General features: G+C 74.6%; 5 protein-coding genes. 2 read left to right on the forward strand and 3 right to left on the reverse strand.

Annotated elements, in window-relative coordinates; genetic code table 11:
• The first annotated feature begins 6 nt into the window (after window positions 1-6).
• Entirely contained in the window at window positions 7-4,665 is a 4,659-nt protein-coding gene (locus ACL02R_RS08525) for an FtsK/SpoIIIE domain-containing protein (protein ID WP_412796257.1), read from the forward strand.
• 103 nt (window positions 4,666-4,768) lie between these two features.
• On the opposite strand, the gene ACL02R_RS08530 is transcribed toward ACL02R_RS08525, so the two are convergent.
• The 3 genes from ACL02R_RS08530 to ACL02R_RS08540 all read right to left on the reverse strand — a co-directional run bounded on the left by ACL02R_RS08530 (window position 4,769) and on the right by ACL02R_RS08540 (window position 6,626).
• The gene (locus tag ACL02R_RS08530; protein ID WP_412796258.1) at window positions 4,769-5,209 is read right to left on the reverse strand and encodes a hypothetical protein; all 441 of its coding nucleotides are present in this window, start codon (window positions 5,207-5,209) and stop codon (window positions 4,769-4,771) included.
• A 68-nt stretch (window positions 5,210-5,277) separates the two neighbouring features.
• Window positions 5,278-5,589 (reverse strand): hypothetical protein, encoded by a 312-nt coding sequence (locus ACL02R_RS08535; protein WP_412796259.1) that lies wholly within the window; start codon window positions 5,587-5,589, stop codon window positions 5,278-5,280.
• 50 nt (window positions 5,590-5,639) lie between these two features.
• Window positions 5,640-6,626: a serine/arginine repetitive matrix protein 2 gene (locus ACL02R_RS08540; protein WP_412796260.1), complete on the reverse strand. Its 987-nt coding sequence runs from the start codon at window positions 6,624-6,626 to the stop codon at window positions 5,640-5,642.
• Between the two features lie 204 nt (window positions 6,627-6,830).
• On the opposite strand from ACL02R_RS08540, the gene ACL02R_RS08545 reads away from it, so the two are divergent.
• The gene (locus ACL02R_RS08545; RefSeq protein WP_412796261.1) at window positions 6,831-17,135 is read left to right on the forward strand and encodes a hypothetical protein; all 10,305 of its coding nucleotides are present in this window, start codon (window positions 6,831-6,833) and stop codon (window positions 17,133-17,135) included.
• Window positions 17,136-17,139 lie beyond the last annotated feature (4 nt).

Consider the following 17,139-nt stretch of genomic DNA (forward strand, 5'->3'; position numbering starts at 1 on the left):
CCGCCTGTGAAGCTCACCGTCACCACCGCCGATCAGCAGGGCGTCCACGACGACCACCTGCTCGATCTGCCCCGGGACGCCACCGTCGCCGAACTGGCCGCCGCGCTCGGCACGTCCCGGCTCTACCTGGGCGACCGGCCCCTCGACGCCGACGCGCCGCTCGGCGCCGGGGGCGTGCGGGACGGCGTCCTGCTCGGCCTCGGCGCGCCCGCGCCGCCCGTCGGGCCCGGCATCACCTGGCGCCCCGCGCCCACCGAGCCGGTGCTCGTCGAGCTGCGGCAGGTCGCCGGCCCCGACGCGGGCCGCGTCTGGCGCCTGGGGCCCGGCAGTTACGAGGTCGGCACCGACCGCGGCTGCGTCATACGCCTGCCGGGCGACGCCCCGGACGACGACGGCGTGCCCGCCGCCGGCACGTGGATCACCGTCCACGCGGACGGCAGCGTCGGCCACCTGCTGCCCGAGTGGGCCGACCCCGCGCGCTGCGGCCTGCGCAGCCTCACCCCGCCGCCGCCCGTGGACCCCGAGACGGGCACCCCGCTGACCGACGAGGAACCGGCGGGCCGCGAGGACGGCGGCCCCGGCGGGCACAGCGAAGAGCCCCCCGCCCCCGGCCCCGACGGCCTCCCGGCGCGGCCCCTGCCGCCCCCGCCCGGCGTCGTCCCGCCCCCCGACGACGGCGAACGCCCCTGGCCCGCCTGGGCGGACCTCGCGCTGGGCGAGCACCTCCTGCGCCACAGCGCGCCGTTCGAGCCGGACGCCGCCGTGCGGATGTCGGCGGACGGGCTGGCCGTCGAGTTCAGCCGCCCGCCGCGCATCACACCGCACCTGGACGCCGAGCACCTCAGCCTGCCGGGGCCCCCGGCGCCCGGCGGACCGCGCCCGTTCCCGTTCATGATGATGATCTCGCCGCTGCTCATGGGCATGGTCATGATGGCGGTCTTCCGGTCCTTCTACTTCCTGGTGCTGATCTTCTTCACGCCGCTGATGGCGATCGGCAACTGGGTCACCGGCCGCCGCGCCAACCGCAAGCGGCACGAGGAGGCCCTGCGCCGCTACCGGCTGCGCCGCGCCGCCCTTGAGCTGGAGATGCGCCGCGCCACCGTCGAGGAGCGCGTGCAGCGCGGCGCCACCTCCCCCGACCCGGCCGCCGTACGCCTCACCGCGCTCGGCCCCGGCCCGCAGCTGTGGGAACGCCGCCGCCACCACGGCGACTACCTGACGCTGCGCCTGGGCACCGTCACCCGCGCGTCGCTCAAGCGCATCAGCGACCAGGCCCGCGAGAACAACCACCGCGACGTCCACTGGCGCCTCGCCGATGTCCCCATCGGCGCCGAACTGCCGCGGCTCGGCGTCGTCGGCCTGACCGGCACCCCCGCCACCGCGCGCGCCGTCGCCCGCTGGTCGGTGGCCCAGTCCGCCGTCCTGCACAGCCCGCGTGACCTGCGGATCGTCATCCTCACCGACGAGGCGCACGCCGACGACTGGGCCTGGGTGCGCTGGCTGCCGCACCTGCGGCCGGGCCGCGCCGGCGCGGGCGGCACGCCGGTCGTGGCCGTCGGCAACGACCCGGAGTCCACGGCGCAGCGGGTCAGCGAGCTGTTCGCCGACATCCAGACCCGCCTGGCCGCCGGCACCGCCGCCGGGAGCCGCGTGGCCGCGCCCGGCGAGCCCGACGTGCTGGTGATCCTGGACGGCGCGTGGCGGCTGCGGGACGTGCCGGGCGTGGTGCAGATCCTCACGCAGGGACCCGCCGTCCGCGTCTACAGCCTGTGCATGGACGACCGGGAGCAGCGGCTGCCCGAGGAGTGCACGGCCGTGATCACCGCCGACGGCGGCGAGGTGACGTTCCGCGCCTCGAACGTCCCCACCATCGCCGGGGTGCGCGCCGACCAGGTGGACGCCGGGTGGTGCGAGGAGGTCGCCCGCGCGCTCACGCCGGTGCGGGACGTGACGGTCGAGGCGGACGCGGGGCTGCCGTCCGAGGTGCGGCTGCTGCCGCTGATCGGGCAGGAGCCGCCGGACCCGGGCGCGCTCGTACGGGCGTGGCAGCGGCGGCCCGCGTCCACGGCGTTCGTCATCGGCGCCGGGTACGAGGGCACGGCGCTGCTCGACCTGGCGCAGGACGGGCCGCACGGCCTGATCGGCGGCACGACGGGCTCGGGCAAGTCGGAGCTGCTCCAGACCATGATCGCGTCGCTGGCCGCCGCGAACCGCCCCGACGAGCTGACGTTCGTGCTGGTGGACTACAAGGGCGGCAGCGCGTTCCGCGAATGTGCCGAACTGCCGCACACGCTCGGCATGATCACCGACCTGGACGGGCACCTCGTGCAGCGCGCGCTGGCCTCGCTCGACGCCGAACTGCGGCGCCGCGAGCAGGTGCTGGCCGACGTGGGCGTCAAGGACCACCGCGAGTACCGCGCCAAGCGGGCGCGCGAGCCCGAACTGCCGCCGCTGCCGCGGCTGCTGCTGATCATCGACGAGTTCGCGACGCTGGTGCGGGAGCTGGTCGAGTTCGTGCCGGGCCTCATCAGCCTGGCGCAGCGCGGGCGTTCGCTCGGCCTGCACCTGGTGCTGGCGACGCAGCGCCCGGCCGGTTCGGTCAGCAACGAGATCCGCGCCAACACCAACCTGCGCATCGCGCTGCGCGTCACCGACCGCACCGAGAGCCAGGACATCATCAACGCGGCGGGCGCCGCCGGGATCTCCCCCGCCACCCCGGGACGGGCGCTGATCCGGCGCGGCGAGGGGCCGCCCGTGCCGTTCCAGACCGCGTGGGTCGGCGCCGAGCGGCCCGCCCTGCCGGGCGAGGGGGACGGGGAGGGCGACGGCCCGGCCCTGCGCCCGGCCGCGCCGCGCACCGTCCGCAGCACGCGCATCACCTGGTCCGGGCTCGGCCGCCCCCTGCCCGGCGCGTCCGACGACGGGGAGTTCGGCGACGACGCGGACCTGCTCGCCGCCGCGCCGGAGAACCCGGCGGGCGACCCGCCGACCGACCTCAGCGTCCTCGTCGAGGCGGTGCGCGCCGCCGCCGACGCGCTGCCCGACTTCACGCCGCAGCCGCGCCCCTGGCTGCCGCCGCTGGACACCCGCCTCACCCTCACCGAGCCCGAACGCGACCCGGAGCCCGGCGGCCTGCGGCTCCCGCCCGTGCCGTACGCGTACTACGACCTGCCGCACAAGCAGGACCAGGTGGTCGGCAGCATCGACTACGACCGCTTCGGCCACCTGTACGTGATCGGCGCGCCGCGCTCCGGCCGTACGGGCACGCTGCGCACCATCGCCGGGTCGTCCGCGCTGCACCTGTCCGCCGACCAGCTGCACCTCTACGGCATCGACGCGGCGGGCGGCGGCCTCGCGGCCCTGGAGGACCTGCCGCACACCGGCGCCGTCGTCTCCCGGCACGACCCGGAGCGCCTCGACCGGCTGATCCGGCGGCTGCTGACCGAACTGACGGACCGTCAGTCGGCGATCGCGCGGGCCGACGTCACGTCCCTGCCCGAACTGCGCGCCAAGCTGCCGAAGGACGAACGGCCCGCGCACCTGCTGCTGTTGATCGACGGCTGGGACGCGCTGATCGCGCTGCTCGACAAGTACGACGGCGGGCGCCTCACCGAGGAGCTGCTGCGGCTGCTGCGCGAGGGCGTCGCGGCGGGCATCCACGTCGTGGCCACGTCCGAGCGCGGCCTGCTCGGCAGCCGCGCCGGGCAGCACAACGACCGGCGGCTGCTGCTGCGCCAGTCCGACCGCATGGACTTCTCGGCGGTCGGCATCAGCCGCAAGCACGTGCCCGAGCATGTCCCGCCGGGGCGCGGCTGGTTCGCGCCGGGCGGCGTGGAGGGGCAGATCATGCTGCTCCCGGCGGGCGGCCTCGGCAAGGACGGCGACCAGGCGGACGCGCTGCGCGCCATCGGACGGCGCGCCACCGCGCGCGACGCCGCCGTACCCGAACGGCGGCGGCCGTTCCGGGTCAGCGCGCTGCCGCCCGTGGTCGGCTTCCAGGAGGCCATGGACCAGGTGCCGGACGGGCTGCGCCGCCCGATGTGGGCGCTGCTCGGGCTGAGCGGCGACGACGTGCGGCCGGTGGGGCACGACTTCGCGGGCGACGCGTCGACGTTCCTCGTCGCCGGGCCCCCGCGCAGCGGCCGGTCCACGACGCTGGCCACCATGTGCGTGTCGCTGCTGATGAACGGCACGTCGCTGGTCGTCCTCACCCCCCGCGACTCGCCGCTGCGCAGCCTCGCCGCGCACGGCCTCGCGACCGTCCTCACCGACACCGACCCGACGGGCGACGTGCTGAACGAGGCCCTGGACGCCGTCGCCGGGCAGCCGGTGATGGTGGTCGTGGACGACTGCGACCTGCTGATGACCGGGCGCGCCGACCAGGCGCTGCGCCGCGTCGGCAACTCGGGGCGCGAGCGCGGGCAGGGGCTGCTGATCGCGGGCCCGGCGGACGGCATGACGACGATGGGCTGGATCGGCGTGGCCAGGCGCGGGCGGCGCGGCATGCTGCTCGGGCCGCGGAACCTGGGCGAGGGCGAGATCATCGGCGCCCGGCTGTCGCCTGAGCAGATGCGTCCGCCGCCGTCGCCGGGGCGCGCGTGGACGGCGGACGGGGCGGGCCGGGCGGTGGCGGTGCAGGTGCCGCTGACCGTGATGCAGGAGTGACGCGGGGCCGGCGTACGGCGGAGGGCCCGGCGCCCGGGAACCCGAGCAGGAAAGTTCCTTCCTGCGTTCCGGGTGCCGGGCCCTCCGGCGTGCGCGGCGGCCGTCAGCTGACGTTCGTCACCTGGCTGTGGTCCTCGTTCCAGGTCACGCCGCTGCCGATGTTCTTGGAGTCGTCCCACGCCGCCGGGTCGGGCGTCGGGCTGGTGACCTCGTCGGCGGTCAGCTCGTAGCCGCCGTCGCCGTCGAGGCCGGAGAGCGTGCCGGCGAACAGCTCCGCGTCGTTGTTCTCGAAGCTGTCCTTGATGGTCGTGAACATGTTGGCGAAGACCTGGAGGCTGCCGGCCGCCGACTGGAGCGTGCGGCTGAACTGCTCGTACGCGGTCTTCAGCGCCGGGCTGGCCTGCTCCAGGTAGAGGCCGTCGTCCAGCAGGGTGCTGACCGTGTTCATCAGCGTGTAGATCTCGGGGATGATGATGCCGGCCTGCGTGCTGAGCTGGCCGCACGTGTCGGCGATGCCCTCGTAGTCGGCGAGGATGTCCGCCATCGGGGTCCTCCGTGGTGGTCAGGGGGCGGGGTCGGGGAGCGGGGCGGGCCGGGCGCGGGGCGGGGCCGTCACTGGCTGGGCGGGTTCAGGATGTTCTCGGCGATCTTGCCGTCCATCTCCTGCATGCCCTCTTTGATCTGCGTGAACTGCTGCGCGAACGTCTCGACGTTCGTGACCAGTTCGGTGAGCTGGGTGTTGAACTCGGTGTACTTCTCGATCAGCACCGGTGTGGTGCTCGGCATGATCAGGTGGTTCGCCAGGGCGTCGTCGACGGCCAGCTTGGCGGCGTCCACGGCGGGCTGGAGCGTGTTGGCCACGCTGTTCTTCATCGCCGTGACGGCGTTGTCGATGTCGTCGAAGGTCAGGCTGACGTTGGCCATCGGGTCTCCCTCTCAAAGCTCGGGTGTGTGCGCTGCGGACGGCGCGCGGGTCACTCCTCGTCCTCGTCGCCCACCCAGTCGGCGCCGGGTCCCGACCGCGTCTTCTGGCTGGTCTCGACGGTCTCGTTGCCGTCCTCGTCGGTGGTGGTCGTGGTGATGTCGTTCGTCCCGGAGCCGTCCTCGGCGATGGTGAACTTCTCGACGGTCACGGTGCCGTCGGGCGAGGTCGAGGTGACCGTGTAGTCCCGGGTGTCGTAGGCGGGCGTGGGGTTCTCCGGGTCGGTGTCCGGCGGGTCAACCCACTCGGGCGGGCCGTCGTAGACGGTCTCGGTGCTGTACTCGGTGCCGTCCTCCAGGGTGACGGTGGAGGTCTCCTTCATGATGTTGAAGTCCTCGTCGTAACCGATCACGACATCGACCTCGTTGCCGTTCTCGTCCTTGAACTCCATGTGGCTCGGCGGGTTCTCCGGCGGCTCCGGCGGCTTCGGTCCCGGCGGCGCGGGCGAGTCCTCGTCGTTCATGTAGGTCTCGCACCAGTCGGGCGCGCCGTCCTCCTGGCAGACCTCGTTGATGTCCGCGTCCGGGTGCTCGGCGAAGTAGTCGGCGGCGCCGATCTCCTCCAGGTACGCGTCCCAGGCGGCCTGGTCCGCCTCCCACTCCTCGAACGCCGCGCGGTCGCTCTTCCAGCGGTTGAGCTGCATCGCGAGGGCGGACGCGGTCGCGCTCGACGCGATCTGCGCGTCCTGCTCGTACATCACGTCGGCGACGCCCTCGAAGGTGTTGCCGAACTCCCGCAGCCGGTCGGCGCCGTCCTCGGCCCGCATCTTGGAGTAGCGGTAGAACGTGGCGAACTGCGAGGCCAGGTAGGACGAGCCGAACAGGTCGGTGTTCTCGGACGAGGAGCGTTCGCCGACCTCCTTGAACTTCTCCGCGTCCCCGCCGGACGCGGCGTCGTCCGCCAGGTCGTGCATGCCCTTCTTGAGGGCGTACAGCGTCTCGTAGTCCATCGCGAAGTCGGCCATCGCGCCTCCGGTCACGGTCGGGTCCCTAGGGCGTGTCTTCACCCCTTCCTACGCACGGGCGCCCCGCGAGGTTCAGCGGGGTCCCGCGGACGGCGGCGGAACACCGTTGAACCATCCGGGCGCCCGGTGCGTGGAGGTGGTGAGGGGCGCCACCGGCGCCGTCCCGGGCACCGCGCCCGGCGGCCCCGCCGCCGCGCGCACGAGGAGAAGGGAACAGCCATGGCCCGACCGCCGGACTGGAGCGCCCTCGGTCTCGACAAGGACCCCACGCCCGGCGACGCCGAGGGGCTCGCCGACCTGATCTCCTCGCACGAGAAGCTCGTCACCCTCGCGACCACCATCGACGACGGCATCACCGACCTGATGAACACCGCGGGCACCAACTTCGTCGGCGAGACCGCCGACGCCCTGCGCGAGGTGATGGACAAGCGGCTGCGGAAGTTCGTCCAGACCTTCCAGGACGCGCACCAGGACGCCCACGACGCGCTGGAGACGTACCGCACCGCCATGGTCACCGAGCAGGCCAACGCGGACGCCGCGCTGACCGCGGCCCAGGGCCTCGAAGAGGACGACCCGGACCTGGAGACCCACAAGTCCACCGCCGAGAGCGCGCGCGACACGCTGGAGGACGCCGCCCAGACCGCCGGGGAGGCGCTCTACGACGCGGCGCTGGCCATCAGTTCGCCCATCGACGAGTGCGCCGAGTTCTGGAAGTTCCTCACCTTCTTCGCCCTCGCGCTGATCGCGCCCGCCCTGATCTTCGGCGGCCCCGTCGCCCTGCTGGCCATCGCCGTCAACGCCGCGCTGCTCATCCACACCGCCGTCGAGTTCGCCAACGGCGACGCGAGCGTCACCGAGCTGGTCCTCAGCATCATCGGCGTACTGATCCCGACGACGCGGGGCATCAACGTCACCAAGCTGCTGTCCACCGGCTGGAAGGGCCTGGGCACCACCTTCACCAAGCTGTCCTCGCTGACCGTGGACGACATGATGCGGGGCATCGGCAAGTTCACGCTCAGCGCCGTGCAGTTCACCGGCAAGGGCATCACCTGGGCGGGCAAGAGCCTGTGGAGCGCCACCAACGCGGGACTGAACGCGCTGGGCGAGGCGTTCCGCCTCAGCGGCATCGTCGGCGTCGGCGCGCTGATCCTGTCGGCCCCGATCAGGATCGTCGTCGGCGCGTGGAACGGCGTGGGCAGGGTCGGCGGCAGCATCTACCGGGGGCTCGGCGGCGCGCAGGGGCTGCCCGGCTACGTCGCGCAGAACTTCAAGGGCTTCGGCCCTGTCGCCCTCGTCCTGCCGGTCAACGCGACCGAGATGGGCGCCCGCTGGTCCATGTCCGGGCTGATGAGCGGCCTGAAGCTGGGCGTGTGGAACCGCGGCGTCCTCAACCAGTTCCGCACCGGCGCCGCGTTCATGGACGGGGTGCCGGTAGACGTCCGCGCCATCCGCTCGTTCGAGGGCACGGCAGGCATCAGCTCGGTGAAGTTCGCCAAGTACCAGCCGGCGGCCTTCGCGGGCAACCACGTCATGGCGTCCATCGGGCACCTGATCGACCCGGGCGTCATCCGCGGCGGCGACATCGGCGCGATCACCGCGGGCTTCGACGCCCCCTCGATCGCCGCGCCCCCGCCGCTGTCCCTCAGCTTCGCCGACAAGGGCCTGTCGATCGGCATCACCGACGTCACCGGTCCGGGCCTGCGCCCCATCCTCGGCGACATGCCGGGCTTCGGCGGCGGCGGCTTCGTCACCCCGCCGTCCAGCGTCGTCGTGCACATGCCGGGCGCGGACGGCCGGATCGTGGCCGTCGAGGTGCCGGTGCTGCCCTCGCGGCCGGGCGACGCCACCGCCACCGGCGGCCGCGTCGAACTGACCATCAACTTCGACTCGATGACGCCGATCAAGATCAGCTACGGCGAGAACGGGCTGACGATCACCACCCCGGGCGGCGGACGCATGCCGGCCATCAGCGTCACGACCATGCCGCAGCTCGGCGAGGTCGTCACCGTCCCGACCACCGGCCTGAGCATCAGCCACGCCGACCTCAACCCCGGCGCGTCCCTCACCGGCGGCGGCCTCGGCGACCTCGCGAACGCCCTGCCGTCCCCGCCCGCCCGGCTCGACTCCGGCTCCATCGCCCTGGACCTCAACCTGACGTCCGCGCCGCCGCTGCGCCTGCACTTCGCGGACCAGGGCCTCTCGCTCAGCCCGCCCAACGCCGCGCTGCCGACCGGCGGCGCGCTGACCGGTCTCGACCTGCCGAGCGTCCATGTGCCGGGCGGCACGGGCCAGTCGATCGACCAGGCGGCGACCGCCACGCCGCACCTGCCCGAGACGACCGTCGCCACGCCGGGCGCGGGACAGCTCGACGTCAACGCGGCGGGCGCGCCCGGCCTCTCGATCAACCTGGGCGAGGGCTTCGGGCACGCGCTCAGCGACTTCTCCGCGGCGCGGCTCACGACCGCGCCGCCCGCCACGGCCACGGGCGGGGTGACGCAGCCGGCCGCCGCGGCGAACGTGGCGCCGCCGCCCGTGACCTCCGTGACCGGCGGTGGCCGGGGCGAGGGCGCGGCGGGGTCGCTCGGCGACATCACGCTGCGGCTGCCCGATGTCCCGGCGGTGCGGCTGAGTTCGATCGAGGCACGGCCGGTGGGGGCGTCGGCGGAGACCGTACGGCCAGGCGGCGCCGTCCCGTCGGCCTCGGGCGGCGGCGACCTGCCGACGCCCACGGCGTTCACCGGCGAGTCCAACGTCGCGCGGGGCGTGGAGCCGGTGGAGGGACCCGGGCTGATCGCGGCGGGGCGTAACGGCGCGCCGCCGCCCGGCGCCACCGCCGAGCACGTCGTCACCAGCCCGGCGGCGACCGTGCCGGTCCCGGTGCCACCGGCGCCGCACTCGCCGGTCACCTCGCAGCCGGTCCCCCCGCCGGCCGGGCACGGGGGCAACGGGATCAGCGGCGCGGGCATCAACGGCGCGGGCATCAACGGCTCGGGGCACACGGCCTCCTCCGCCGCCGACGGCCTCGGCACGCTCAGCGTCCCCGCCTTCGGCGGCAGCCGCCTCGACCTCGGCTTCGACGCCTCGGGCGCCGTCAGGACCGCCACCGCCGAGACCCCGCACGGCGTCCCGCCGATCACCGCGACCACGGTCGACGGCACGGTCCACCTGCGCCAGCACCCCGCCCCCGGCCAGACACGCCACTGGACGTTCGAGGCGTCGGGCGGCGCCGCCCGCCCGCTCGGCGCGGACCTGGACATCGCCCTCACCGGCAAGGGGTTCGACGGCCTCGACGGCCTGGCCCTGCGCTTCGACGAGCTGCGCCCCGCCGCCCCGCCCGTCCCGGTGCGCGACGGCGCGCCCCTCGCCGGCGGCACCGCCGTACGGTTCGACGACGGCCGCCACCTCGTCGGCACCGGGGACGGGCGGCACGTCCTGGTCGGCCCGGACGGCCGCGTCACGCACACCGCGACCGTCCTCACCCACCGCCCCGGCGGCAGGCCCGATCTCGTGGTCCTCACCGCCCCCGACGGCACGCTCCACCCGCTGCCGCGCGGGCTCGACGGCGCGGCGGTGCCCGACATGGCCGTCCGCCGCACCGGGGACGGCGCGCTGCGCATCGACGAACCGGGCGGCTCGTTCAGCCTGTTCGACGGCACGACCGGCCGGTTCGAGGACACCGGGCGCGGCGCCGCCGGGCTGAACGTGATCGACCCGGGCGACTTCAAGCTGCTGGAGGGCGCCGACCGGGCCGCGTTCCTCAAGTGGCTCGGCGACCGGCCCGTCAAGGACCTGCCGCTGCCCGGCCGTTCGGACGAGCCGCTCAGCGTCTTCATGTTCCACGGCACCGGGCCCGCGCCCGTGCCGTCACGCGGCGCGTTCCAACTCGCCGGCACCGGGACGGGCCCCGGGCCGGTGCTGCGGCTGGACTTCGACCCGGCGACCGGCCGCGTCACCGGCGCCGCGACCGACGACCCCGGCATCACCGTCCACCATGCGCCGGACGGCACGGGCGACGTGCTCACCGTCCGGCAGGGGGCGCTCGTCCTCCACAGCGAACGGTGGACCCCGCTCGGCGGCGACGGCTTCGCGCACACCCTGGTGCGCGTCGACACGGCCGACCCAGCGGCCGTCCCCGGCCTGGTGACACGCGGCGCGGACGGCTCGGTCACCACCGTGCCCGGCGCGGTGACGGCCGACGCCGCGCTCGGCGGGTTCCGCGTCACCCCGCCCACCGGCGCGGGCCCGCACGTCGCCGTGGACGCCACCGGCGCCGTCACGCACCGGGGCGTCCCGTACGGGGGCGTCGCGAACACGCACCTGTTCGTCCCGGTCCCCGGCCACGGCGGCGCCCCCCTGCTGCTCGACGCCGCGGGCAACCCCGTACCCGGCGCGACGGTCGCCGTCCGGGCCGCGGACCAGCACATCGTCGTCACCCGCCCCACCGTCACGACCATCCACACCCCGGCCGGGGAAACGCACCTCGTCGGGCGGCCCATCAACGGCGGCGCGCTGAACGGCACCTACCTGTACGTCCCGCCCGCCGGCAGCACGACGGGCGGCGTGCCGCGCCTCGGCGACCAGGCGGGCGGCGACATCGCCGGCTCGACCGCCGTCCGGCTCGACGGCGGCGGCTACCGCGTGACCGCGACGGGCGGCGACATGGTGACCGACGCGCGCGGCCACCACGTGGGTGACGCGGTGGCGCTGACCGGACGCGGCACGGCAGCGGGCGAGTTCGTGCACGTACCGGCCGCCCCCGGCGGCACGCCACAGCTGTTCACGCCCACCGGCACCGAAGTGGCGGGCGGCGTGCGGTCCGTGGGCGGCAACCTGGTCGTCACCCGGCCGGCCGCGCGGCACATCGAGTCGGTCCACGCGCCGGGCGGCGCCCTGCGGTTCGAGCGCTTCACCCTGCGCGGCGGCTCCGGGCTCGACAACCACCGGCTCGTCCTCTCGGCGGACGGCACGCCGCCCCGCCTGGAGACCCCGGGCGGCACGGTCCCCGCGGGCTCGTTCGCCGAACCGCGGCCGGGCAACGAGTACCTCGTCGGCATGCCGGGCACCATCGGCCAGGTGGACGCGACCGGCCGGGCCGTCGATCTCGACCTGACGCTCGGCGGCGCCACGGCGGGCGCGACGCGCGGGCGGCTGCTGCGCCCGGCCGGTGTGCCCGCGACGCCGCTGTCGGTGCTGGACGGCGGCGGCGTCACCATCCCGGCGCGCGACATCAGGGTCGGCGCCGGGGTCGTCGAGGTGCGGCGCGGCGCGATCACGTCCGTCCACACGCTCGACGGCGCGCTGCGGAACGAACTGCGGGAGATCCGGGGCGTCGCCGGGCTGCCGCCGGGCACGTCCCTGTCCGTCCCCACCGGCGGCGGCGCCGCGACCGTGGTGGACTCCTCCCTCGCCCACACGCCCGTCGGCGGCGCCGGGCTCGCCCGCCTCGGCGACGACAGCGGCTTCCTGCTGGACCACGCGGGCTGGCGCGGCGTCCTGGACGACTCCGGGCAGTACACCCACCGGGTCGTGCCGCTGCTGGACAGGACGGCCGCGGACACCGGCACGTTCGTCACCCCGCCGCTCACCGGCCCCGGCGGCGCGGGCGCCGTCTACCGGGGCAACAACGGCGTCGTCGTGGCCGGCACCTCCGTGCACGGCAACGAGGTCACCGTGCCCACGGCGCACGGGACCTCGGTGCACAGGGCGGACACCGGCGCGCTGCTGCGCGAGACGTTCACCATCAGGGGCGGCAGCAGCATCGACCGGCATACGCTGACCGTCAACGCGAACCAGACCGGGATCGTCCACGGCCCCGCCGGCGCCGCCACCCCCGCCGTCGGGCAGGCGGGCGGCGGCTTCCGCGTGCCGACCCCGGGCGGGACGCACGTGGTCCTCGGCGCGGACGGCGCGTTCCGGCACAACGCCGTGCCGCTCACCGGCAGGGGCGGCGCCACGGTCCAGGGGTACGTCCACGACCCGACGGCCGCGCCGCACCTGCTCGGTCCCGACGGCGCCCCGCTCCCGGGCACGCTGACCACCGGCACCGGGCCGAACGCGTTCACTGTCACCCACCATGTCACCCGCCCCGCCGCGGGCGCCGCCCCGGCGGTGACGCACGACGTCGTGCGGGTGTACGGACCCGGCGGCGCGCTGGTCAGCGAGCGGTTCACGCTGCACGGCGGCCCGTTCGACGGCCGCGCGCTCACCGTCCCGGCCACCGCGCACGGTTCCCGCATCACCTCGCCGAACCAGCTGACGCTCTCCCCCGAGGTCGTCCCGCAGGCGAACGGCGGGCTGCGGATCGCGGTGGGCGACCGGCACGTCGTCGTGGACGCCACCGGGCTGGCGACCCACCGCCCCGTGCCGCTCACCCGGCCCGTGGACGCCACCGGCGTCCCGCACCCCACCACATACGCCCTGTTCGACATGAACAACACGCTGGACGCGGGCGTGCGCGCGGCGGACGGCAACCTCGTCGGCGGCAGCACGGTCCGGCAGCTGGCCGGCGGCGACTTCGCCGTCACGCGGGCGGGCACGCCCGGCGTCCTGCGCTTCGACGGGACGACCGGCGCGTTCCGTTACGAGACGGTGCCGCTCACCCAGACCGGCGTCCCCGGCGCGCCGCCGCCGCAACAGCACGTCGGCGTCTACGAGATGGCGCACGGCGGGTCTGTCCACCGGGCGTACGACCTGCTCGACCAGAACTTCGCCCCGGTCGCCGACGCCTCGGTCGCCGGCCGCGTGCAGCCGGGCGTCGCCAACCCGGGCTTCCGCGCCACCACCCCGGACGGGACGGTCAGGTACTTCGACGCGGGCGGCAACCTCCAGATCCGCATCGGCCCGGCCGACGCGACGAACCACAACATCCGCCAGGTCACCACGGTGAACGGCGCGGGCGCGGCGACCCACACGCGGGTCATCGAGCTGTCGGACGGCCTCGGCGCGCGGTTCCTGCGCGTGGACGGCGCGGCGCCGCAGCTGCTCGACGGCGAGATGACCGCCGTCGCGCACACCGGCGCGGTCACGACCCCGGGCGGCGGCTACCGCATCGACGGCCCGGCCACCCACGCGGACGGCGTGACGCCGAGCACGCACGCGGGCGAGTACAAGCTGTACGACGCGGACGGCCGCCTCACCGAACAGGTCGTCAACCCCGTCTACCGCGACCAGGCCGTCGCGGGCCAGCACTACAGGATCACCTACCAGTACAACGCCCAGGGCGCCGTCACCGGCACCTGGGAACGCTGGCGCGCCGGCAACCCGCCGAACGCCGTGGCACCGCTCAACGACCGCGGCCTCGTGGACGTCAAGGGCATGGGTCACGGCCAGGTGACACTGACCACGGCGCGCGGCGGCTTCGTCTTCGAGTCACGCCCGCTGCCGGACGGCTCCACCCTCCAGGCCCACACGGGCGGCAGCGTCGCCGGGTTCGTGGAGCGCAAGGGAGGCGTCCCGTGGGGCCTCACCGAGCGGGAGCGCTGGCAGCGCGTCACCGTGGACGGCGCGCCCGACGGGCACGGCATCCGCGTGTGGAGCCCGAGCCGCAGGACGTGGATGGACTACGCCGACTCGGTGCAGCCGGTGCGCACCTGGTCCGGGCCGATCCGGCACTTCAGGGAGACCCCGGACGGCGGCCATGTGATCGCGGTGCGGCCCCCCGGCGCGCGCCCGCTCTCGTACCAGATCGGCGACACCGCCACCTGGCACCGGTACGGCCCGTCCGGCGAGCACCTGGCCACCGGACGCCGCGACTGGAACGTCTTCCGCAACGGCTGGACCGACCGGCTGCCCGACCCGCGCAAGGGCGAAGTGACGGACGTACACGTCAAGTTCGGCCGGGTCGGCGTGCACGACCTGCGCAATTTCCGCGCCCACCAGTTCGCGCCCGACGGCACGCCGAAGCGCGAGTGGGCGCAGGTCTCGCCGCAGGGCAAGGAGAACGCGGGCGGCCGGTACTGGAAGAACGGCGAGTGGTTCGAGAACCACCGCGTCGCCGAGCAGCGGCCCGCCAACTTCTACCGCTGGGCGCTGAGTTCCGAGATCCGCGCCACCGAGACAGGGCCCGGCGCGTGGCGCGACTACCTCGTCCCCACCCCGCTGCGCTCCGGCGGCTGGATCGACTCGGCGCTGCCGCGGGGCCTGCGGCAGGACGGCGGCAGGTACGCGTCCACCGGCGGCCGGATGCCGTGGGCGCTCGACAACCGCTACCAGACGTACACCTGGAAGTCCGGCGACCAGCACGGCGTCCAGCTGATCGCCTCGCGCGGCTTCTCCACCGTCACCGTGGACCACGAGCTGCGCTTCATCGCCGAGACGCGCGCCCTGACCAACGGGAACACGCTGACCGTCGGGCCCGACGTGACGCTCCCGGCGGGCGTCACCCACCGAAACCTGCCGGACAACTACGTCCCGTGGTCCGAGGGCGCGGGCAAGCTCCAGGGCCACCGCACGTTCGACGCCGCCGACTTCACGCACGTCCCGCCGCCCGCGTCCAGCGGCAGGACGACCGCCGACGTGCTGTGGCAGGACCGGTTCACCACCAGCCTCGGCGACGGCAACTGGTTCTCACCCAACGCCGCGAAGGACTGGCACGTCGTCCGCATGGGCTTCAAGGACGGCACGATCCTCGACTTCCGCCCCCGCGCGGAGCTCAGGGCGGACGGCGCGGCGGGCAACGGCGACCTGGCGTTCCAGCGCACCGTCCACGCCGACCAGGGCTACGTCCCGCCCGGCCAGGCCGCGCCCGGCGGCTACCGGGGCGGCGACTGGGTCCTGATGAACCACCAGGGCAAGATCGTCAAGCGCCTCGACACCTGGCCGGGCGCCGCGCCGCCGCACGCGGCGGGCGCGGGCGAGGTCCGCGTCGTCAGCCAGGACATCGGCCACGGCCGGGTCGAGTGGCACCTCGAAGGCGGCGGCGGCCAGGGCATCAGGAAGGTCGCCCACCGCAACCAGTACGACCACAACAACTACTTCGACCGCGAGTCCTACCGCGACTTCGACGCGAACAACCAGCTCATCCGCGAGAAGCACCTCCTCGGCGACGGCACCACCGTCAACGCCTGGAAGCACACCGACGCGGCCGGCGCCACCACGTGGCACTGGAACAAGATGGACCGCCACGGCAACATCATGGGCTTCGGCAACCAGGCCGACCGCGTCCGCGTCTGGTTCGACGGGACGACCCAGCTGCCCGACTGGCGGCCGGGCGCACGCTTCGCCGACCGCCAGCTGAACCCCCCGCCGCCCGCCACCGGCGGCGCGGCGCCGCCGCACGTCACCATCCAGGAGCTGCCCGTCCCCGTGGGCGGCGGGCCGCGGCAGTTCTTCAACGACGCGCCGCTGCGGGTGCGCGAGTACGCGCCGACGCCAGGCGACGTCCCCACCCGCGTCCTCGGCGCGGAGGCGTACCGGGCGTGGAAGGACTTCGAGTCGGGCGCGCCCGCCCGCGTCATGGAACGCGGCCCGGACGGCTCGTACTTCGAGGTCGAGAGCATGGCCAAGCACTGGCGCCGCTACTTCTACGACGGCGGCGGCGTCTCCTCGGTCATCACCGAGCGGACCATCCCCGGCTTCGTCTGGGAACGCGGCCCGGCCGGCTCGTTCGTCACCAACGGCCAGGAGCGCTTCTGGGCCGGCTACCGGCCGGACTTCCACCTCGCCGGGCGCGAGACGCGGTTCATCGGCTTCCTCAACGAGTTCCGGGGCTTCGAGCGGGAGTTGCGCCAGCCGCGCCGCACGCCCTGGGGCCCGGCGGTGCACACCCCCGGCAGGGGCGCCGAGTCCACGTACACGCCGTTCGCGGTGCGGAACCTCCAGCACATGCTGCTGGAGGGCGCGCAGGAGTTCGTCCTCGACTTCGCGCTCAACATGGCGGTGTACGCGGCGCTCGGCCCGTTCAGCATCACCGACGTCCAGCAGGCCGCGCTCGCCGCGGTGGTGTCCAGCGCCGTCAAGGCCACCGGGCTGTGGGCGCACAACTGGGCGGCGCACCGCAGCGGGTTCCGCGTCGGCCTCAACTGGCAGGACCGCGGCTTCCCCTACCGCTTCCGGCAGGACGACGACGACTGGGCGGGGGAGTGGGCGTTCAACGAGTTCGTGATCCGCTGGCGCGGCGGCACCTACGACTTCTTCAAGGACGGCTTCGTCCTCGGCCCGCTCGGCGCGTTCCTCGGCCAGCTCGCCGCGATCGAGGTGTTCGGCGTCAAGGACTCGGAGGGCAACCGGCACGATGTGTCGCTCGCGCAGGCCGCCGCGCTCGCGGGGGCGGCGGCGCTCGGCACGGTCATCGGCGGCCTGACGTCCGGCTTCCTGCGCACCGTGATCCAGAACACGATCGGCGCCCGCTGGTACCACCGGCAGGGTGTGATCGACTTCGTCCTGATGCCCGCCCTCACCAAGATGCTGGACAAGTCGATCGGCATCCTGCTGATCGGCCCGGCCGTACGCGACTGGCTGGACATCGTGCCGCCCACCGCCGGAGACGGACAGGACGGCCAGAACGCCGAGCAGGACACCGAGTAGCCAG

The sequence above is a fragment of the Streptomyces sp. MS19 genome, from assembly GCF_047200595.1.
Lineage (GTDB): Bacteria > Actinomycetota > Actinomycetes > Streptomycetales > Streptomycetaceae > Streptomyces.

Bases quoted from the DNA above. Each gene is read 5' to 3' on its own strand.
- ACL02R_RS08545 (WP_412796261.1), top strand. From the start codon at position 6,831: ATGGCCCGACCGCCGGACTGGAGCGCCCTCGGTCTCGACAAGGACCCC.
- ACL02R_RS08530 (WP_412796258.1), bottom strand. From the start codon at position 5,209: ATGGCGGACATCCTCGCCGACTACGAGGGCATCGCCGACACGTGCGGC.
- ACL02R_RS08535 (WP_412796259.1), bottom strand. From the start codon at position 5,589: ATGGCCAACGTCAGCCTGACCTTCGACGACATCGACAACGCCGTCACG.